15 protein-coding genes are annotated in these 16,791 nt (G+C 76.4%); 3 read left to right on the top strand and 12 right to left on the bottom strand.

Going from position 1 to position 16,791, the window contains the following annotated elements:
- Position 1: 1 nt before the first annotated feature.
- From NFX44_RS32245 to NFX44_RS32205, 9 genes are read right to left on the bottom strand one after another with little or no spacing between them, the layout of a single operon-like run.
- Positions 2-2,179, bottom strand: a complete 2,178-nt coding sequence (locus NFX44_RS32245; protein ID WP_262287384.1) for a phage tail protein — start codon at positions 2,177-2,179, stop codon at positions 2-4.
- On the bottom strand, positions 2,176-4,734 hold the full coding sequence (locus NFX44_RS32240; protein WP_262287383.1) for a baseplate J/gp47 family protein: 2,559 nt from the start codon (positions 4,732-4,734) through the stop codon (positions 2,176-2,178). Before NFX44_RS32240 ends, NFX44_RS32245 begins: the two co-directional genes overlap by 4 nt.
- Complete coding sequence (locus NFX44_RS32235) at positions 4,731-7,235, bottom strand: putative baseplate assembly protein (RefSeq protein WP_262287382.1); 2,505 nt, start codon at positions 7,233-7,235, stop codon at positions 4,731-4,733. The genes NFX44_RS32240 and NFX44_RS32235 overlap by 4 nt, the downstream gene beginning before the upstream one ends.
- Positions 7,232-7,615 carry a GPW/gp25 family protein gene (locus NFX44_RS32230; RefSeq protein ID WP_262287381.1) on the bottom strand — a complete coding sequence of 128 codons (384 nt, stop codon included), beginning with the start codon at positions 7,613-7,615 and terminating at the stop codon, positions 7,232-7,234. The genes NFX44_RS32235 and NFX44_RS32230 overlap by 4 nt, the downstream gene beginning before the upstream one ends.
- Entirely contained in the window at positions 7,612-7,929 is a 318-nt protein-coding gene (locus NFX44_RS32225) for a hypothetical protein (RefSeq protein ID WP_262287380.1), read from the bottom strand. The genes NFX44_RS32230 and NFX44_RS32225 overlap by 4 nt, the downstream gene beginning before the upstream one ends.
- Positions 7,929-8,426 (bottom strand): phage baseplate assembly protein V, encoded by a 498-nt coding sequence (locus NFX44_RS32220; RefSeq protein WP_262287379.1) that lies wholly within the window; start codon positions 8,424-8,426, stop codon positions 7,929-7,931. Before NFX44_RS32220 ends, NFX44_RS32225 begins: the two co-directional genes overlap by 1 nt.
- Positions 8,427-8,445: 19 nt before the next feature.
- Positions 8,446-9,597: a hypothetical protein gene (locus tag NFX44_RS32215; RefSeq protein WP_262287378.1), complete on the bottom strand. Its 1,152-nt coding sequence runs from the start codon at positions 9,595-9,597 to the stop codon at positions 8,446-8,448.
- A gap of 1 nt (position 9,598) precedes the next feature.
- Positions 9,599-9,898: a hypothetical protein gene (locus NFX44_RS32210; protein WP_262287377.1), complete on the bottom strand. Its 300-nt coding sequence runs from the start codon at positions 9,896-9,898 to the stop codon at positions 9,599-9,601.
- A 1-nt stretch (position 9,899) separates the two neighbouring features.
- Positions 9,900-10,553 carry a hypothetical protein gene (locus tag NFX44_RS32205; RefSeq protein ID WP_262287376.1) on the bottom strand — a complete coding sequence of 218 codons (654 nt, stop codon included), beginning with the start codon at positions 10,551-10,553 and terminating at the stop codon, positions 9,900-9,902.
- A 111-nt stretch (positions 10,554-10,664) separates the two neighbouring features.
- On the opposite strand from NFX44_RS32205, the gene NFX44_RS32200 reads away from it, so the two are divergent.
- Positions 10,665-11,198, top strand: a complete 534-nt coding sequence (locus NFX44_RS32200) for a hypothetical protein (RefSeq protein WP_262287375.1) — start codon at positions 10,665-10,667, stop codon at positions 11,196-11,198.
- Between the two features lie 53 nt (positions 11,199-11,251).
- On the opposite strand, the gene NFX44_RS32195 is transcribed toward NFX44_RS32200, so the two are convergent.
- A complete protein-coding gene (locus tag NFX44_RS32195) occupies positions 11,252-12,463 on the bottom strand; it encodes an LCP family protein (RefSeq protein ID WP_262287374.1) in 1,212 nt (403 codons plus the stop codon).
- A gap of 143 nt (positions 12,464-12,606) precedes the next feature.
- Between NFX44_RS32195 and NFX44_RS32190 the strand changes: the two genes are divergently transcribed.
- Entirely contained in the window at positions 12,607-13,035 is a 429-nt protein-coding gene (locus NFX44_RS32190) for a PPOX class F420-dependent oxidoreductase (protein WP_262287373.1), read from the top strand.
- Between the two features lie 16 nt (positions 13,036-13,051).
- On the opposite strand, the gene NFX44_RS32185 is transcribed toward NFX44_RS32190, so the two are convergent.
- On the bottom strand, positions 13,052-14,245 hold the full coding sequence (locus tag NFX44_RS32185; protein ID WP_262287372.1) for a thiolase family protein: 1,194 nt from the start codon (positions 14,243-14,245) through the stop codon (positions 13,052-13,054).
- A gap of 139 nt (positions 14,246-14,384) precedes the next feature.
- Between NFX44_RS32185 and NFX44_RS32180 the strand changes: the two genes are divergently transcribed.
- Positions 14,385-14,960 (top strand): TetR/AcrR family transcriptional regulator, encoded by a 576-nt coding sequence (locus NFX44_RS32180; protein ID WP_262287371.1) that lies wholly within the window; start codon positions 14,385-14,387, stop codon positions 14,958-14,960.
- A 4-nt stretch (positions 14,961-14,964) separates the two neighbouring features.
- On the opposite strand, the gene NFX44_RS32175 is transcribed toward NFX44_RS32180, so the two are convergent.
- Positions 14,965-16,101, bottom strand: a complete 1,137-nt coding sequence (locus tag NFX44_RS32175; protein WP_262287370.1) for a CaiB/BaiF CoA-transferase family protein — start codon at positions 16,099-16,101, stop codon at positions 14,965-14,967.
- Positions 16,102-16,791 lie beyond the last annotated feature (690 nt).

Here is a 16,791-nt window from a genome sequence, read left to right as displayed (position 1 = left end):
GTCAACTCCCGAAGATCCCGAGCTCGACGCCCACCGGCCGGTAGGGGTCGAGCTGCCGCTGCGCCGCCCGGAGTCGCAACGGTCGCCTGAGGTGGTGGTGCACGCCCGGCTCGGCCCGGTCCTCGCCGCCCTCCCGGATCGCCACCGGGCAGGACCCGGCGAGGGCCGGGTACGCGGGCGAGGCCGGGTCGGTGGCCGCGTACACCGGGAGCGGGCCGGGTTCGCCGTCGGCGGGCACGCAGCGGTAGCGGCGCGGGGTGCGCGAGCCGGGGGCGACGTAGCTGAACCGCAGGCAGCCGACCTGCCGGTGGGCCACCTCCACCGGACCCTCGAGCACGCAGCTGCTCGCGTCGAGGCTGCGGACCCGGACCGCGCCGCGCACGGTGCTGCCCTCCAGGCAGGCGTGCACGCCCTCGCCGGCCAGCGCCGTCCCGCCACCGGCGGCGGCGTCCAGCACGCAGGTGTCCACGGTGGCCATCGGCACGGTCGGCGCGAGGGTGACCGCGCCGGCCACCGACCGGCTGAGCCGGAGCTGCAACCGGCTGTTGGGCCGGCCGGCGGCCGAGGAGACCCGGACCGCGCCGGTGACCGTGGCGTGCGCGATCGTGAGGTGGCCGAGCTGGCCGGGGGCCACCACCAGGTCGCCTTCGACGAGCAGCCCGTCGACCACCACGCTGCTGCCCGGCTCGCCGGTGATTCGCAGGCTGCCGAGCAGGTGCGGGCGCAGCCCGTCGGGGGCGTACCGGCCGGGGACCGGGGCGAGCACCTCGCCGTTCGGGAGCCGGCGGGTCGGCCAGCCGGCGGCGACCAGCACCAGCCGGGTGCCGGCGGGCACGGTGACCGTGAGGTTTCCCGGGTAGCTGGCGCTGTCGGCGACCGAGACCACGTACGTGCCGCCGAGGGTGGGGCTGCCGGGCGCCGCCCAGGACGCCTCGGCCGCGGCCAGGCCGGCGGCGAGGGTGGGCACGCTGCCGACCGGGGCGGGCGCGCCGGAGCACACCTCGATCTGCCCGGCGGCGGGCGGGGCGTCCGGGCCGTCGGCGGCGACCGGGGCGCCCGGGTCGGTGGCGAGCAACGCCTCGTGGGCGGCCGTCCGGTCGTAGGTGCCGGCGCCGACGTCGGCGAGGCCGCCGTGGGCGTACCGGACGAAGACCGCGTCGGGGGCGGCCGGCGCGTGGACCCGCAGCCGGCCGGCCACCGGGTCGACCATCACCTGCGGCGCCGGGCCGGGGGCCAGGTCCTCCAGGTGGCAGACCCGGATCCGGTCGGGGGTCAGGTCGGGCTGGTCGACGCCGCCGACCCGCAGCCGTACGCCCAGCGGCAGCGCGGTCGCCGCCAGGGCGCCGGCGCGGGCCTGCCCGAGCAGGTCGAGCAGCCGGCGCGGGCGCAGCGGCACGGGCAGGTCCGCCTCCGTGGCGAGCCGCTCGACGGCCTCCTCGCGGCGCGGCGGGGCGTACAGGGGCACGGCCCGGCCGAGCGGGTCGAAGGTCCAGGCGTCGCCCACGTCGCGGGCGGCGGACCAGCCACCGTTCGGGCCGGCCGGCGGTTCGGCCTCCGGGGCACCCACCTCGTACGCCTGGGTCGGGAACAGGTGCACGGCCACGTGGTCGATGCCGTAGCGGCCACGCCGGGTGGGGATGCGGCGTACCTCGGCGGTGTGGGTGAGCGGGTCGAGGGCGCCGCGCGGTCCGGGTGGGCTGACCACGGCGGCGGCCTCGATCCGGGCGGCGCCGCGCAGCGAGACGGTCGCCGGCCGGTCGGGGCGGACGTGGTTGACGTGGGTGGCGCCCACCAGCAGCGGGTGGTGCTCGACGGCGCGGGCCGGCCAGCCGGTGACGTCCCGGGCGACCTGCTCCAGCACGGCCACCGTGCCCTTGCGGCGGCGGTAGGCCACGGTGTTGGCGACCAGCGCCCGCCGGCTCACCGTGACCCCGAGGTCGGGCGGCAGCTCGGCGAGGCCGACCAGGTCGGCGAGGTACGGCACCAGCCACTCGGCGCAGGTCTCGACGAAGAACCCGTCGTGCAGCCGGTCGAGGTCGGCCTCCAGCAGCTCCAGTTCGCCGGCCACCGCGGCGAGCAGCGCGGTGAGCGGGCCGGTGCCGCCGTCGGCCTGGGCGTCGCGGGCGAGCAGGTGCACCGGGACCAGGTCGAGCAGGCGGCGCAGGGCGGGTTCGGTCACGACATCACCCCGATCGTCACGTCGGCGAGGGTGAGCACCTGGGCGGGGCGCAGCGTGCCCGCGAACCGGCCGGGCAGCGCGGCCAGCAGGTCGGCGCCGGCGCCGCCGGGCGGCGCGGCGAGCCGGGGCAGGGTGCAGGCGCGCACCCCGGGCACCGCGCGCACGGTGACCAGGGCGCGGGAGGCCACCACTCCGGTGGCGAACGCCAGCGCCGGCGGCGTGTACGCGGCCGCGAGGGCGGCCCGGACGGCGGCCTCCACGTCGGCGCGCGGGTACGCCGGGTCGTGCGCGAGGTCGACGCGCAGTCCGAACGGGACGGTCTCCCCGGCCAGCACGGCGAGCCGGGTGCCGGGATCCCGGGCGGCCGCCAGGGCGGCGCGCAGCGCGGCGACCAGCTCCGGCCCGGCCGGGTCGGCCCCGCCACCGGCCGCCGCGCCGAGCGCGGAGACGACGACCACCTGCTCCCGGCCGTCCCACACGTCGTCCGCGCGGGCCAGGGTGACCCCGGCGAAGCCGGCCGCGAAGTCCTCGTGGTCGGCCACCGAGACCGCCCGATCCAGGGTGCGGATCCGCAGCGGGGCGTGCGCCCGCGCCGCGTCGAGCTGCTCCGGGTCGGCCCAGTCCCGGGCCGGGGCCGGGTTGCCCGCGGCCCGCACCCCGTACGGGCGGCGGGGCAGGATGCTGAGCTGCCCGGCCCGGACCGCGCCGGCACCGCCGACCCCGACCCGGTAGGTGGCCACCACGTTCTCCGCGCCGCCGGGCAGCCGGGCGCCGTGCCGACCGTCGCCGGTGGTGACCGTGGCCAGGCCCTCGTCGTCGAGCCGCTCGGTGTGCACCCGGTCGTGCGGGCCGGCGGTGTCCAGCGCGGGCACCGGCTCCCAGCGCACCCCGTCGACCCGGACCTCCAGGGTGCTGCGGGCCCCGGTGGGGCTGTCGTCGCGGACGTGGGTGAGCGGGCCGCGCCGGGTGCGCATCCGCTGGAAGGCGAGCGTGGGGTCGCCGCTGCCGAGCGGCTGGACGACGGTCTCGCCGTGGCTGGCCGGCGCGACGTTGCCGCGCACCCGCAGGCCGCGCGGGTCGTACCGGAGCGCCAGGTCGCGGTCCAGGTCGACGGTCATGGTCCGGCCGTCGGCGGCGACCGCGCAGGCCAGCACCACCGCGCTCTCGGCCAGCGGGGGCGCGGTGGCCGCCGCGACGAGCGGGTCGGCGGGCGGCCCGCCGGGCGGGAACCCGGTCACCACCACCCGCCGGCCGGCGGGCAGCGGCGGATCGGTGGCGACCAGGGTGAGCCGCCGGCCGCCGACCGGCTCCACGAGGGGCCGTTCCGCGGCCGGGAGCGGCCGGGACTCGCCGCGTACCAGGGTGTCCCGGCGGCCGAAGGTGTCCAGGTTCTCGGTGATGTCGACGCGCAGCCGGGTGGTCCGGCCGCTGACCGCGAACCGGGAACCGCCGGCCGGGTCGGCCGCCTCGACGGCGTACAGCTCGCGGTAGTCGGGGCGTTCGAGCAGCAGCCAGGAGCCGGGCACCATCCGGGGGTGGTCGCCGTCGACCTCGACCACGTCGGCGGGGGGCGGCGCGCCGGGCGGGAACGGGTTGTCGATGTCGTCCCACTCGCCGTCGGTGATGCCGGGCGGCGGCGGGTCGTTCCCGGCCAGCAGCCCCGCCATCGGCGCGTTCCAGCCGAACAGGTTGGTCCGGGTGGCGAAGGCGTGCACCTGCACGCCCTCCTCGGCGGTCAGCGGCGTGGCCCGCCGCCAGCCGATCCGCTCGGCCAGCGCCAGCCGGGTCCAGCCGGCCAGGCCGGGCGGTCCCTCCTCGACGGCGGTGACCACCCGGAAGTCCCAGCGCTCGTCGTCGCGCCGCCGGTCGCCGGCCGCCCGGCTGTGCGCGGGGGTCCGCCCGTACCGGCGGCGTTCCGCCCCGACCACCAGCACCCCGTCGCCGGCCCGTACGCCGAGGGCGGTGCCGCGCAGCCAGATCGCGTCGGTGGCGAAGTCGATGTCCTGCGGCCCGGCCGTGGCGCCCGGGATCGCGTTCCACACCGCGTACGCGCGCAGGTCGGCCCCGGTCTCGAAGGTCTGCGGCAGCTCGCCCTGCCCGGGCACCGACTGCACCGGGGTGCCGGCGGGCACGTCCACCTCAGGCGGTGCGCCCGGGGCGTCCTCCACGTCGAAGGCGATGTCCGCGGCGGCGGCGACGCCGGGGCGCGGCTGGTAGCCGATCATGCCGGCGAGGTGCCGGACCGAGGTCAGCTCGGTGGCCGTGCGCAGGTACGCCTCCTGCGCGATCCGCTCGGTGTAGAACGAGACCACGTCGGTCATCACCGCGGCGGCGTCGAGCAGCGCCAGCAGCGGGTCGTCGGCGTCCTGCCCGGCCACCGCCCGCACGCCGGCGGGCAGGCCCGGGTCGGCGAGCGCGGCACGCATCCGGGCCAGCGCGTGGCTGTGCGGGGCGACCCGCCAGGCCAGGGCGGGCTGGCCGGGCGGGTTGGTCACCTCGGGCGCGGGCGGGCGCAGCGGGTCGCACCCGCACCCGCCACCGCAGCCGCAGCTCACGCGCCACCGCGCAGGTGGAAGGCGACCCGGCCGTACTCCGGGTTGCTCGGGTCGCTGTCGGCGCGCAGCACCTCGCGGGCGGCGGCGTCGATCCGGCCGCGGGCCACCTCCCCGGCGGGCGGGTGGCCCAGCCGGCGGAACCGCAGGCCGGTGGCGTCGTCGTCGGCCACCTCGACGTAGCCGACGCCGGGCACCGCCATGACGGCGGCGACCAGGTCGGAGACGTACAGGGACTGGCCGAAGGTGAGCCGGTCGGGGTGGAAGAAGCCGAGCCGGCCGTCGGGCAGCACCCGGGTGGACAGTTCGGCGCGCAGGCGGCGTTCCACGTCGGCGGCGAGGTGGCCGTCGGCGACGCAGATGCCGAGGACGATCTCCAGCGGGACGTGCGCGGGCGGCGCCAGCTCCACGTCGGTGCCGGCCAGCCGGCGTACGTCGAGCAGGGCGGCCACCTCGGCGGCGAGCGCGGGGTCGCCGGCCCGGCGGGCCACCGGGTCGAGGGTGACCTCCTGGGCGTACCAGGAGCCGGTCCAGCGGCGCCGCGCCACGGCGCGCTGCACGCCCGGGTTCTCCTCGGCGGTGGCGGCGTGGTCGGCGCTGGTGACCGCGCGGAGCTGGGTGCGGAACGCGTAGGGGGCCAGCTCCTTCACCTCGTCCACCGACTCGGGGTCGACCCCGCCGGTGGCCGGCAGTGGGTTGCCCACGCTCACCCCGGCCGGCACCGCCCACGCCCCGGTGGGCAGCAGGAGGGTGAGCACGTCCGCGCCGACGTTGCCGGCGGCGCCGCCGCCCACGCGTGGCCAGGCCGTGAGGGTGACTCCGGGCGCGGGGCGGCGGCCGTTGATCCCGTCGCCGGTGCGCAGCCGCAGCACGCCGGTGGTCTCCGGTTCGGCCACCACGTGCGGGTCCAGCCGGCCGCTGGCCAGCAGGTCGGGCACCGGCGTCCAGGTGCGGCTGCCGTCGTCGAGCAGCACGGCGGGCAGGGCGCGGCGCGGATCGGGTCGCAGCGCGGCGGTGGCGCTGCGCCCGTCCACGACCGCGTCGGTCCAGGCCACCGGGTGCCGCCCGGTGGGCAGCCGGGGCCGGTACGGGCCGTCGGCGGGGGCCTGCGGCGGCAGCAGCCCGCGCGGAGGCAGCGCGCCGGCGTGCTCGGCGAGAGCGACGTTCGCGAGGGCCACGGCGGCCGGTGCGGCGGTGCCGTCGGCGGCCCGGCGGGCCACCGGCAGCGGGACCGTCAGGGCGTCCTCGGCGGCCCAGTGCAGCTCGCGGACGACGGTGCCGGCGGGGGCGAGCGGGTCGGCGCGGGTGACCGGGTCGCGGTCGAGCCGGACGGCCTGCCGGCGGGCCTCGTCGCCCACCACGGTCCCGGTCTCGTCGGCCGGCGCGAGCACCAGCACGTCACCGGCGCGCAGCTGCGGGTCGGCGCCGGCCGGGTGGCGCAGCCAGCCGCTGGTCGCGCCGGCCGGCAGGCAGGCGTCCGGGTCGCCCCAGGCGTGCAGGTCGAGCTGGTTGCGGGCCGGGCGCAGCGGCACCGGGGCGAGGGTCTCGAAGACGGTGGCGCCGGCGTCGACGGCCTCCGCCACGCCCGCGTCCGGCGGCAGCGGGTCCTCGGCCCCGGCCACCGGGGTACGCGCCGGCAGGGTCAGCGCCGCGGTGGTGCGGAACGCCAGCCAGGTCCGGGCGGCGCAGCCGTCGTGCATCCGGTAGTCGAGCAGCCGGGCGTGCCGGCGCACCGACGGGCGCAGCCGCGCGGTGCCCAGGTGCGCCTCGGCGGCGATCGCGTCCTGCCGGTAGGTGAGCCGGTCCCCCACGTACGCGAACAGCTCGGCGAGGGTGACCAGCGGGTCGGCCGGGCTGCGGTCGGTCCAGCCGGGCAGCAGCACGGCGAGCCGGTCGAGCAGCCGGGTGCGCAGGCCGGCGTAGTCGCGGGCCAGGTAGTCCAGGGCGGGGGTGGTGGCGGGCACCGGCGGGCAGCCGTCGTCGGACCGGCAGTCCAGCTCGTCGGGACAGTCGACGGCGAAGGCGAACGGGCAGGTGGACAGCGGCTCGTCGAAGCCGGCCGGGAAGCCGTCGGCCCCCGGGCAGGTGAGGGTGAGCAGGTAGCTGGACCAGTCCCCGCTGGAGGAGGTGCGCACCACCAGCACCCGGCCCCGTGCGGGCGCCGGCACCGCCCCGGTCACCAGTGTCCGGTCGGCCGCGGTCACCCCCGGCGGCGGCCCGGCCGCCACGGCGCTGGCCGGGTACGCCCAGAGCACCCGCACCGGGTTGACCCGCGGGTCGACCCGCACCCCGCCGAGGACGCGGACTCGGCCGGCGTCGAGGTCGGCGGGGACCGGGCCGTGCAGCAGGTGCACGAGGAGGGTGCGCTGGCGGGGCGCGCCGGGCACGTGGCCGGGGGTGCCGGGCCGGTTCGACAGCACCTCGACGTGGTCGATCCCGTCGAGGGTGCTCTCCCCCTCGACGAGCGCCCGGCGGGCCTCCCGGTCGAGCAGCGGCGCGGTCACGGGGTGCCGCCCACGACGGTGAGGCTGCGGCGCTCGCCGACGGCCGCCCCGGCGACCAGCGGCACGTAGCTGACGGTCACCCGCAGTTGGGCGTCCACCGCCTCGACCCGTACGTCGTCGATCTGCACGAGCTCGCCGAGCCAGCGTTGCAGGGCGCCGTGCACCAGCGCCCGGGTGGCGTGCGCGACCTCGTCGCCGGCCGGGGCGAAGACGAGCCGGTCGACGCCGCTGCCGAAGTCGGGCCGGTTGACCCGTTCGCCGGGGCGGGTGAACAGGACGGCCTCGACCAGGCCGCGCAGGTAGTCCTCGTCGCCGACCAGGGCGGTGCGGCCCCGGCCGCCCACGCGCAGCGGGAAGCCGACGTGCCGGCCGGGGATCACGTGGCCACCGCCCGGAACTGGCTGCCGGTGACGGCCAGCGGCACCCCGGTCGGCGCGCAGGTGGCCAGCCCGCTCGCCAGCACGAGGGGCTGCCCCATGGAGCGCACCCGGACGCTGCCGACGCTCCACACGCTGGTCACGCAGGGGCCGCCGGCGACCGGCGGGAACGGGCAGGCCGCCACCGTCCACGGCGCGGCGAGCAGCACGGTGGCCTGCCCGCCGACGCGTACCCGGGGGTTGGGGACGGTGGGCATGGCCTGCCCGCCGTGCGCGCAGATCACCACGGCACCCTGGTGCACGAGGGGTCCGGGCATCACATCACCTCCAGCGCGCCGTCGTTGACCGAGACCCGCACGCCGTCGAGTACGACCTTGGTGGCCCCGGTGGACAGTTCGATGCCGCCGGGGCCGAGCACCACCTTGAGCGGGATCAGCACGGCCGGGGGGCCGACCTCGATGGTCAGGCCGCCCACCATGGGCAGGTCGCTGACCGTGACGCTGACCGAGTCGGACTGGAACACCCGCTGCTGCGGCAGCCCGGGCGCGGGCGACTCGCCGAGCTGCCAGTAGCAGCCCAGCAGGACCGGGTAGTCGGGGTTGCCGCCCTCGAACGCCACCCACGCGGCGGCGCCCACCGGCGGCAGGTTGAAGCCGCCGACGCCGTTGCCGGCGTAGGGCACGCAGGGCTCGGCCCAGGCCAGCCGGCCGTCGCCGAGCACCTTCGGGACGGAGACCTGCACCCGCCCGCGCAGCATCGGGTCCACGTTCTGCTCCACCGTGCCCCGGTAGACGCCGAAGAACTGCCGGGTCATCGCCGCTCCTCCCGGGTGGTCACAGTGGGCTCCGGGGCAGCGCGGGCGTGATCGAGCCGTGGCCGTCCCGGGACAGGGTGAAGCCGACCCGGTAGCCGCCGTAGGCCAGGTCGTGCTCGACCTGGCGGACGTACCAGAGGCCGTCGTGGCTCCAGCCGGCGCCGCGCACGCCGACGAGGCCGCGGGGGCGCAGCACCGCCCCGTACCGGGCGCCGTCGGCGGTGCCCTGGGCCACCAGCGCGTCGGCGCCGCGGTCCACCTCGCTCTGTGCGCGGGCGAAGGCGGAGACCGCGTCGCTGCTGCCCTCGCGCAGCCGGCGCCGCCGCACGTCCCCGGCGTTGGCCAGCGCGAACGGCACGGCGGCCAGCGGTGGCCGGGTGCTCACCACGGCGGCCACCGGCAGGGTGACACCGGTCCGCCGGTCGTGCACCGCCCCGGTGACGGTGGCCGGCCGGGTCGCCTCGGTGCGGAAGGAGACCTCCCGCACGTTGCTGTCCGAGCCCAGGTCCACCGCGAGGGCCGGCTGCGGCAGGCCGAGCCGCACCGGTGGTCCCCAGTAGAACGAGCTGATCCCCGGCACCGGGCCGGGGTCGACGTAGGTGACGTAGCCGTGCCGCTGGGCGAGTTCCGCCAGGTGCTCCAGATCGGTGCCGTGCTGGGTGGGGATCCGGTCGATCGGCAGCGGCGGGTCGGTGACCGGGGCGGGCAGTGCCTTCGGCAGGATGCCGCGCGCCGCGTACGGGGCGAGGATCTTCAGCACGGTCAGGTAGTCGTCGAGGGCGGGATGCTCGACGTCGCGGTCCTCGCGGTCGAGCAGGTTGCCCACGTCCTCGCCGGTGACCGTGAAGGTGGCCCGCCCGGCGCCGGTGCCCGGGTCGAGCCGGGTCTCGGTGACGATGCCGTCGAAGAGCACCACCGGCACCACGCCGAAGGTGAGCACCAGCACCACCCGGGCGAACGGGACCAGCGGGCCGGTCGGCCCGAACGGGCTGTCCACGGCGGCCAGCGGGCCGGCCCGCCCGGCGTCGAAGACCAGCGAGAAGGCGCTGCGCTCGGCGTCGCTCTCGGTCACCCGGGTGGAGCGCCACCGCTGGGCCAGGTCCACCGACAGTGGCAGCGGCACGGTCCGTCCCGCCAGGACGGTGAGCCGCAGCCCGGACCCGAGCAGCACGTCACACCCCCGGCAGCGGGATGACGATCAGCTCGCCCTCGGCGTCCGGGCCGGTCAGCGCCTCCGGGTCGAGCGCCCCGTTGGCGTCGGCGATCCGCCACCACGCGGTGGCGTCGCCCAGGTACCGGTGGCTGACCAGGTCGAGCCGGTCCCCGGCGGTCACCTGGTGGGTGGCGGCGGCCCGCACGTCGCGCAGGTCCGGCAGCGGCCGCCGCCGCAGGTATCGCACTTCGCGCAGGCCGCCGGCGCCGTCGGACACGGTCGTTCCGGCGATGGGCACGGAGTCGTAGCGCCCGGTCATGTCACGCTCCGGCGAGGTCGGTGACGGCGTCTACGGCGCCGGAGACGGCGCCCACCACGGCGAGGACCTCCTTGGCGACGAGGTGCGCGAGGTAGAGCCCGTAGCCGATGTCGGTCAGCGACAGGTCGTCGTAGGTGAGCACCTGGGCGGAGACGTCCACGGTGGCCCGGATCGGGCTCAGCGCCGGGTTGAACGCCTGTTCGGTGACGCCGAGCTGGGTGATCCGCACCGGCACCACCCGGGCCGGCCCCCACACCAGCACCGCCATGGGCAGCTCCACCGGCAGGATCTCGATGGTCCCGGCGGCCAGCAGCACCGAGTTGGCGATCACCCGGACGCTGCCGGGGTGCAGCAGCATCTCCAGCACGGACAGTTGGGGCAGGACGCCCACGGTGGCGGCGACCGGATCGGTGCTCTCCAACTGGTCGGTGGCGTCGACGTCGACCGTCATGGTGATCGTCTCGGTGGGCGCGCCCCAGGCCCGGTGCGCGTCGGCGGCGCGCTGCCCGGACTCCCCGCCGGACCGCGGGGCGATGGTGCGCTGCACCTGGTCGGGGTTGTACTGGAACACCACCACCCGGGACAGCGGCCCCAGCGGGTCGACCGCGATGATGGCACCACGCAGGGTACGCGGACTGCCCGGGAAGCTGCTCACGCCGCCGAGGGTCCCGCGCAGCCGTCGCCCCGCCGTCACGCCCGCGTCACGCCACCGCCGCGTGCGGTCCTCGGACTACAGGCGATCGAGTTGTTCCGCTACGTTCGGGGCATGACGGACGCCGGGTGGCTTCCCCAGGTCAGCTCCTCCGCCTCACTGTTGATCTCGATCGGCGCCCTGGCGTTCACCGGCCTCTCCTACAAGGACCGCCGGAGACAGGACCGTCGGGACCTGTTCCTCAAGCTGCACGAGCGCCTGGTGGAGGCGGACCTGCAGCGTGGGCGGCGGCTGCTCTTCACTCGCGCCCAGACCGTGGAGTCGGTCCTCCGACTGCGCGACGAGGAGCCGGACAACTTCGACCTCGTCAACCGGGCGATCGCCATGTTGGACGTGGCCGGGCTGTACGTCGCCAAGAAGTACGTCGACAAGCAGGACTTCCTGGCCGAGTGGGGCGGCGTCTACGGCCGCGCCTGGCTCTCGGCGGACGCGTTCCTCACGGTACGGCTCGGTGATCTCCGGGGCACCCGACAGGGATGGCCGTACTTTCGGGCTCTCGGGATCGAGGCGGCCGCCGCCCTCGGCCTCGAACCGGCGCCAACCCCTGACAGCGGTTCTCCGGTTGCCAGCACCGACGGCGCGGCTTGACGGCGGTGCCGACCGGTCGACCAGCCCGGGACGAACCTTTCGGCCGCGTCGGGTCAGTGGTCGGCGGGGGTCGGGCCCGAGTCGGCCACCCAGCTCGGGTGCGCCGCGACGAACGCGGCGACCGTGTCGTCACGTACCGCGTGGAGCAGCTGCATGCTGGTCGGGCTGAGGATCTCGGCGCTGCCGACGCCCGGCACGGTACGGCTGTTGAAGGTGCCGCCGTTGGTCTTGAGCGTGGTGATCGCGTCGGGGTGGACACCGCGCATGGCGAAGGCCCAGTCGGCGAGGGAGATGCCGCCGTCGTCCACGGTCATGGTCCGGCCGACCGCCGACAACAGCCCGGGCAGCTTCGTCGGCGAGTCCAGCCCCTTGCTGACGACCTGGGCGAGCACGGCCTTGACGAACTGCTGCTGGTGGCGCTGCCGGCCGTAGTCGAAGTCGTGGTTGGCGAGCAGGTCCCGCTGCCGGACGAAGTCCAGCGCCTGCGCCGGGTCGAGGCAGTGCTGGCCCTTCGTGTAGACGTTCGGGGTGACGCCGGGGATGCGGTGGTTGACCGTGCCGTCCGGGTTGATCGCGTACGGCGCGGCGGGCTTGCCGGCGGCGTCGTGCCCGACGTGGATCGAGGTGGTGGTCTCGTCGACGTACATGCAGACCTGGCCGAGCACCTGGACGATCTTCTTGAAGCCCTGGAAGTCGATGATCCCGCCCGCGTCGGGGGTGATGCCGGTGAGGTCGCGGACGGTCAGCGCCAGCAGCTCGAAGCCGTGCGAGAGCGCCGCGGAGCCGGTCAGCCCCCGGCTGCCGAACGCGAAGGCCGCGTTGATCTTGTTCTGTCCGCCGCGGAACGGCGTGGCGCCGTTGTCGTACGCGGGGATGGTCACCAGCGAGTCCCGGGGCAGCGAGACCAGGTACGCCTGGGTGTGGTCGGCCGGGATGTGCAGCAGGATGATCGAGTCCGCGCGGGTGAGCTGGCTCGGGTCCTGGTTCGCGCGGGTGTCGACGCCGACGAGCAGGATGTTCTTCGCCCCGGTGATGGTCCGGTGCTGCTCGGCGGGCGCGGCGGCGGCGCCGAGCAGGCTCTGCTGGGTGACCTCGCCGGTCGCCGCGTGCAGCAGGTAGGCGCTGCCGCCCAGCGCCACGCCGCTCAGCGTCATGAGGGTGGTGCCGACCGCCACGCACCACCGGGCCCAGCGGGGCCAGTGCCGCCGCGCGGGCCGGCGCGGTGGGACCGGACCGGCCGGTCCGGCGGTAGTGGGGTACGACACCGTGTGATCTCCCAGGTCAGAGGGGGTGGCGGGGCCGGTCCAGGGTATGCCGGGCCCGGCCGGCCGGACAGGTCGCGAGGCTGTGAACTGGCTGGGAGCGAGCACCGGCCGCACGCGTCGGGAGGGTGGGCCAGAATGGGCGCATGGCGCAGCGGATGAGCGACGACCAGTGGCGAGCCTTCGTCACCGCCGGCACCCGGACGGGGAAGCTGGCCACCGTGCGGGCTGACGGCTCCCCACACGTGGCCCCGATCTGGTTCGTGCTCGACGGCGACGACCTCGTCTTCAACACGGGCCGGAGCAGCGTGAAGGGGCGCAACCTGGTCCGCGACCCGCGGGCGGCGCTGACCGTCGACGAGGAGCAGCCGCCCTACGCCTTCGTCACGGTCCGGGGCCCGGTGACGATCAGCGAGGACCCGGTCGAGTCCCTGCCCTGGTCGACGCGGATCGCCGCCCGCTACATGGGCGCGGACCGCGCCGAGGAGTACGGCCGGCGCAACGCCGTGCCCGGCGAGCTGCTGGTCCGGCTGCGCGCCGAGCACGTGGTCGCGTTCAGCGGCATCGCCGACTGAGCCGCCGCCCGGCCGGTCAGCCGTCGAGGCGTTCGATGATGGTGGCGTTGGCGGTGCCGCCGGCCTCGCACATGGTCTGCAGGCCGTAGCGGCCGCCGGTGCGTTCGAGGACGTGCAGCAGGGTGGTGGCGAGCCGGGCGCCGCTGGCCCCGAGCGGGTGGCCGATGGCGATGGCGCCGCCGTCGACGTTCACCTTCGCCGGGTCCGCGCCGGTCTCGTCCAGCCAGGCCAGCACGACCGAGGAGAATGCCTCGTTGACCTCGAAGGCGTCGATGTCGCCGATGGTGAGGCCGGCCCGGGCGAGCACCTTGGCGGTGGCCGGGATGATGCCGGTGAGCATCATGATCGGGTCGTCGCCGACCACGGTGGCGGTGTGGATCCGGGCCCGGGGCCGCCAGCCCCGGCGGCGGGCGGTCTCGCCGGTGGTGAGCAGCAGCGCCGCCGCGCCGTCGTTGAGCGGGCTGGAGTTGCCGGCCGTGACCTTCCAGTCCAGCTCGCCGAAGCGGGCGGTCCAGTGGTCGGCGGCGAACGCCGGCGGCAGGTCCGCGAGGCGGGCCACGGTGGTCCCGGGCCGGATGGTCTCGTCCATGTCGAGGTCGACGCCGGGCAGCGGGACGACCTGGCCGGCGAACCGCCCCTGCCGCCACGCCTCGGCGGCCCGGTGGTGGCTGTTGGCGGCGTACTCGTCGAGCCGGGTGCGGGACAGGCCCCACTTGCGGGCGATCAGCTCGGCGGCGACGCCCTGCGGGACGAGCCCGCCCGGGTAGCGCACGGCGACGGCGGGCCCGGCGACGTCGGCGCGGACGCCGTCGACCAGGGCGGCACTGCCGATCGGCACCCGGCTCATCGACTCGACGCCGGAGGCGACCACGATGTCGTACGCCCCGGCGACCAGGCCCTGGGCGGCGAAGCTGAGCGCCTGCTGGCTGCTGCCGCACTGCCGGTCCACGGTCACGCCGGGCACCGACTCGGGGAAGCCGGCGGCGAGCGCGGCGAGCCGGGTGGTGTTGGTGCTCTGCTCGCCGACCTGGGCGACGGTGCCACCGATGACGTCGTCGATCTCGACCGGGTCCAGCCCGGGCACCCGGGCGACCAGGCTGCGCAGGGCGTGCGCGTGCAGGTCCACGGGGTGGACGTCGAGGTACGCCCCGCCCCGCTTCGCCCGACCCACCGGGGTCCGTACCGCCTCGACGATGACCGCGTCGCGCATCGCTGCCTCCTGGCGTCATTGCCGGACCGATCGGTCCGGGACTGATTGGTCCGATACTGCGCCACCGGTCGGCAACCGGTCAATCGTCGTCGGACCGATCGGTCCGTTATCCTCGCCACAGACGAGCGAAGGAGGACCGATGGCCCGCACCGCGGCGCCGGGCAGCCGGGAGCGGATCCTGCGCACGGCCGGCGAGCTGTTCTACCGCCACGGCGTCCGGGCCGTCGGGATGAACCAGGTCATCGACGCCGCCGGCTGCGGCAAGAACCTGCTCTACACGCACTTTCCGAGCAAGGACGACCTGGTGGCCGCGTACCTGCGGGGGTGCCGGCGCGAGCGCGAGCGGGCCGGCCTCGCGGCGGCCGAAGGGCTGCCCGACGACCCGGCGACGCGCCTTCGGGCGCTGGTCGCGGAGATCGCCGCGACCGCCACCGACCCGGACTTCCGCGGCTGCGCGTTCCGCCTCTACCTCGCCGAGTTCCCGGGCGACGCCGGCGAGCCCGGCCGGGTGGCCCGGGACTACCTGCGGGACACCCGGGCGGAGATCGACGCGCTGGCGGCCCGGCTGGACGTGGCCGACCCGGGCCGGCTCGCCGACCGGATATGGCTGATCGTGGAGGGCCTCTACGGCAGCGCCGGGCGGACGGACGCCGCCGCCGCGGCGGAGACCGCCACCGGGCTGGTCGACGACCTGCTGGCCGCCGCCGGACGCTGACCCCTCACCCGGCCAACCAGGCCCGCAGCTCGGCGCCGTGCTCGTCCAGGCCGGGCGGTGGCAGGTCGTAGCGGGGCGGGGTCGCCGACAGGCCGATCGGGTGCCGCACCCCCGGCACGCCGTCGATCGTGACCACCGGGCCGAGCCCGAGCCCGTCGGCCAGGGCCACCCCGTCGGCGACCGTGTTGATGGGGCTGCACGGCACGCCCGCCGCGCGCAGCTCACGGAACCACTCGGCGGTGGTCCGCCGGGCCAGGGCGGCCACCAGCAACGGCCGCAACGCCGCGCGGTGAGCGGTGCGGTCCTGGTTGCGCCGGAACCGGGGGTCGTCGGGCAGCCCGGGCAGGCCGAGCACCCGGCACAGGGTGCGGAACTGGCCGTCGTTGCCGGCGATCACCACCAGTTCGCCGTCGGCGGTGGGCAGCGGCTCGTACGGCATGATGCTCGGGTGGGCGTTGCCCATGCGGTGCGGCACCACTCCCCCGGCGACGTGCGCGCCGGTATGGTTGACCAGCCCGGACAGGGCTGAGGAGAGCAGGTCCACCTCGACGTGCTGCCCGAGGCCGGTGGCCGCCCGGTGGTGCAGCGCGGCCAGGATCCCGAGCGCCGCGTGCAGCCCGGCGATCACGTCGAAGACGGCAACCCCCGCCTTGTACGGCGGGCCGTCCGCCTCCCCGGTGAGGCTCATGAGCCCGGACGCCGCCTGCACCATGAGGTCGTACCCGGGCAGGTCCGCGCCGCCGGCCGCGCCGAAGCCGGTGATCGAGGCGTACACGAGCCGGGGGTTGGCGGTGGTGACGGTGTCGTAATCGAGGCCGAAGCGGCGCAGGGCGCCGGGCCGGAAATTCTGGATCATGACGTCGGCCCGGGCGGCGAGGCGGCGGGCCAGCACCACGTCGCCGGGATCGGCGAGGTCGAGCACCAGCGACCGCTTGTTGCGGTTCACGGCGAGGTAGTAGGTCGAGACGCCGTCGCGGACCGGCGGCTGCCAGGTCCGGGTGTCGTCGCCGCCCGGCGCCTCCACCTTGAGCACGTCGGCGCCCAGGTCGGCGAGGAGCATGGTCGCGTACGGCCCGGCCAGGATCCGCGAGAAGTCCGCGACGAGGACACCGCGCAGCGGCCCGGTCGAGCCCTCTCCCATGGCCGCCCCCTCCCCCGCCGGAACCGCACTCCGGCTCCCCATGCCCGACATGGTGGCACGCCCACAGTGGAACCCGGTGGGCCGCGACCGCCCGGGTCGACCTCGCCATCAGTGGAACGCTGTACAGGTATCCGCGCACCGGTGACCTCCATGGCGTTCCACTCACCGCCGACCCGTCCCGCGCGGCCGCGACGCGGCCCGGCAAGATGTCCGCTACGTGCCCGCCGACGACGGTCGGCCACTGCGCGAGGCCGTCGACCGCCCGCGTTGATCAAGAAGTTTGCGTCGGGGATTCGGTCAGGGCGCGACGCAAACCTCTTGATCAACACGTCGGTGTCCGGGGTCGCCCATCTCGCCGGCCTTGCCCGGCCCGCGCCGCCCGTCCCGTCTGCGAATCTTGGATAGTTGCCGTTCGCAGCGAACGGAAAGCGTTCAAGATCCACGCCGTCGACCCGGCTCGCCTGGGGTGCCTGTCCGTTTTGCGCCGACAGGTTCGAGACCTGGTGTCCGGTTTCGCCTGGTCGCGGCGTGTGGTCGGCGCCACCGTGGCGGCGGAATCATGGCGGGGGTGGGGTCGTTGTACATGGCAGACCGCGTTAGCAGCCCGCCCCCGGGCGACGGCGACCGCCGGTCGGAATGACCGGCCCCCACCGGTCGTTACATCCCCCGGACCGCGAAGGTCCGAGCCGG

It is taken from the genome of Micromonospora sp. MA102 (assembly GCF_025460765.1).
Taxonomy (GTDB): domain Bacteria; phylum Actinomycetota; class Actinomycetes; order Mycobacteriales; family Micromonosporaceae; genus Micromonospora; species Micromonospora halotolerans.
The sequence above is the reverse complement of the archived record's forward strand: the minus strand, read 5'-3'. Positions and strand labels throughout refer to the sequence as shown.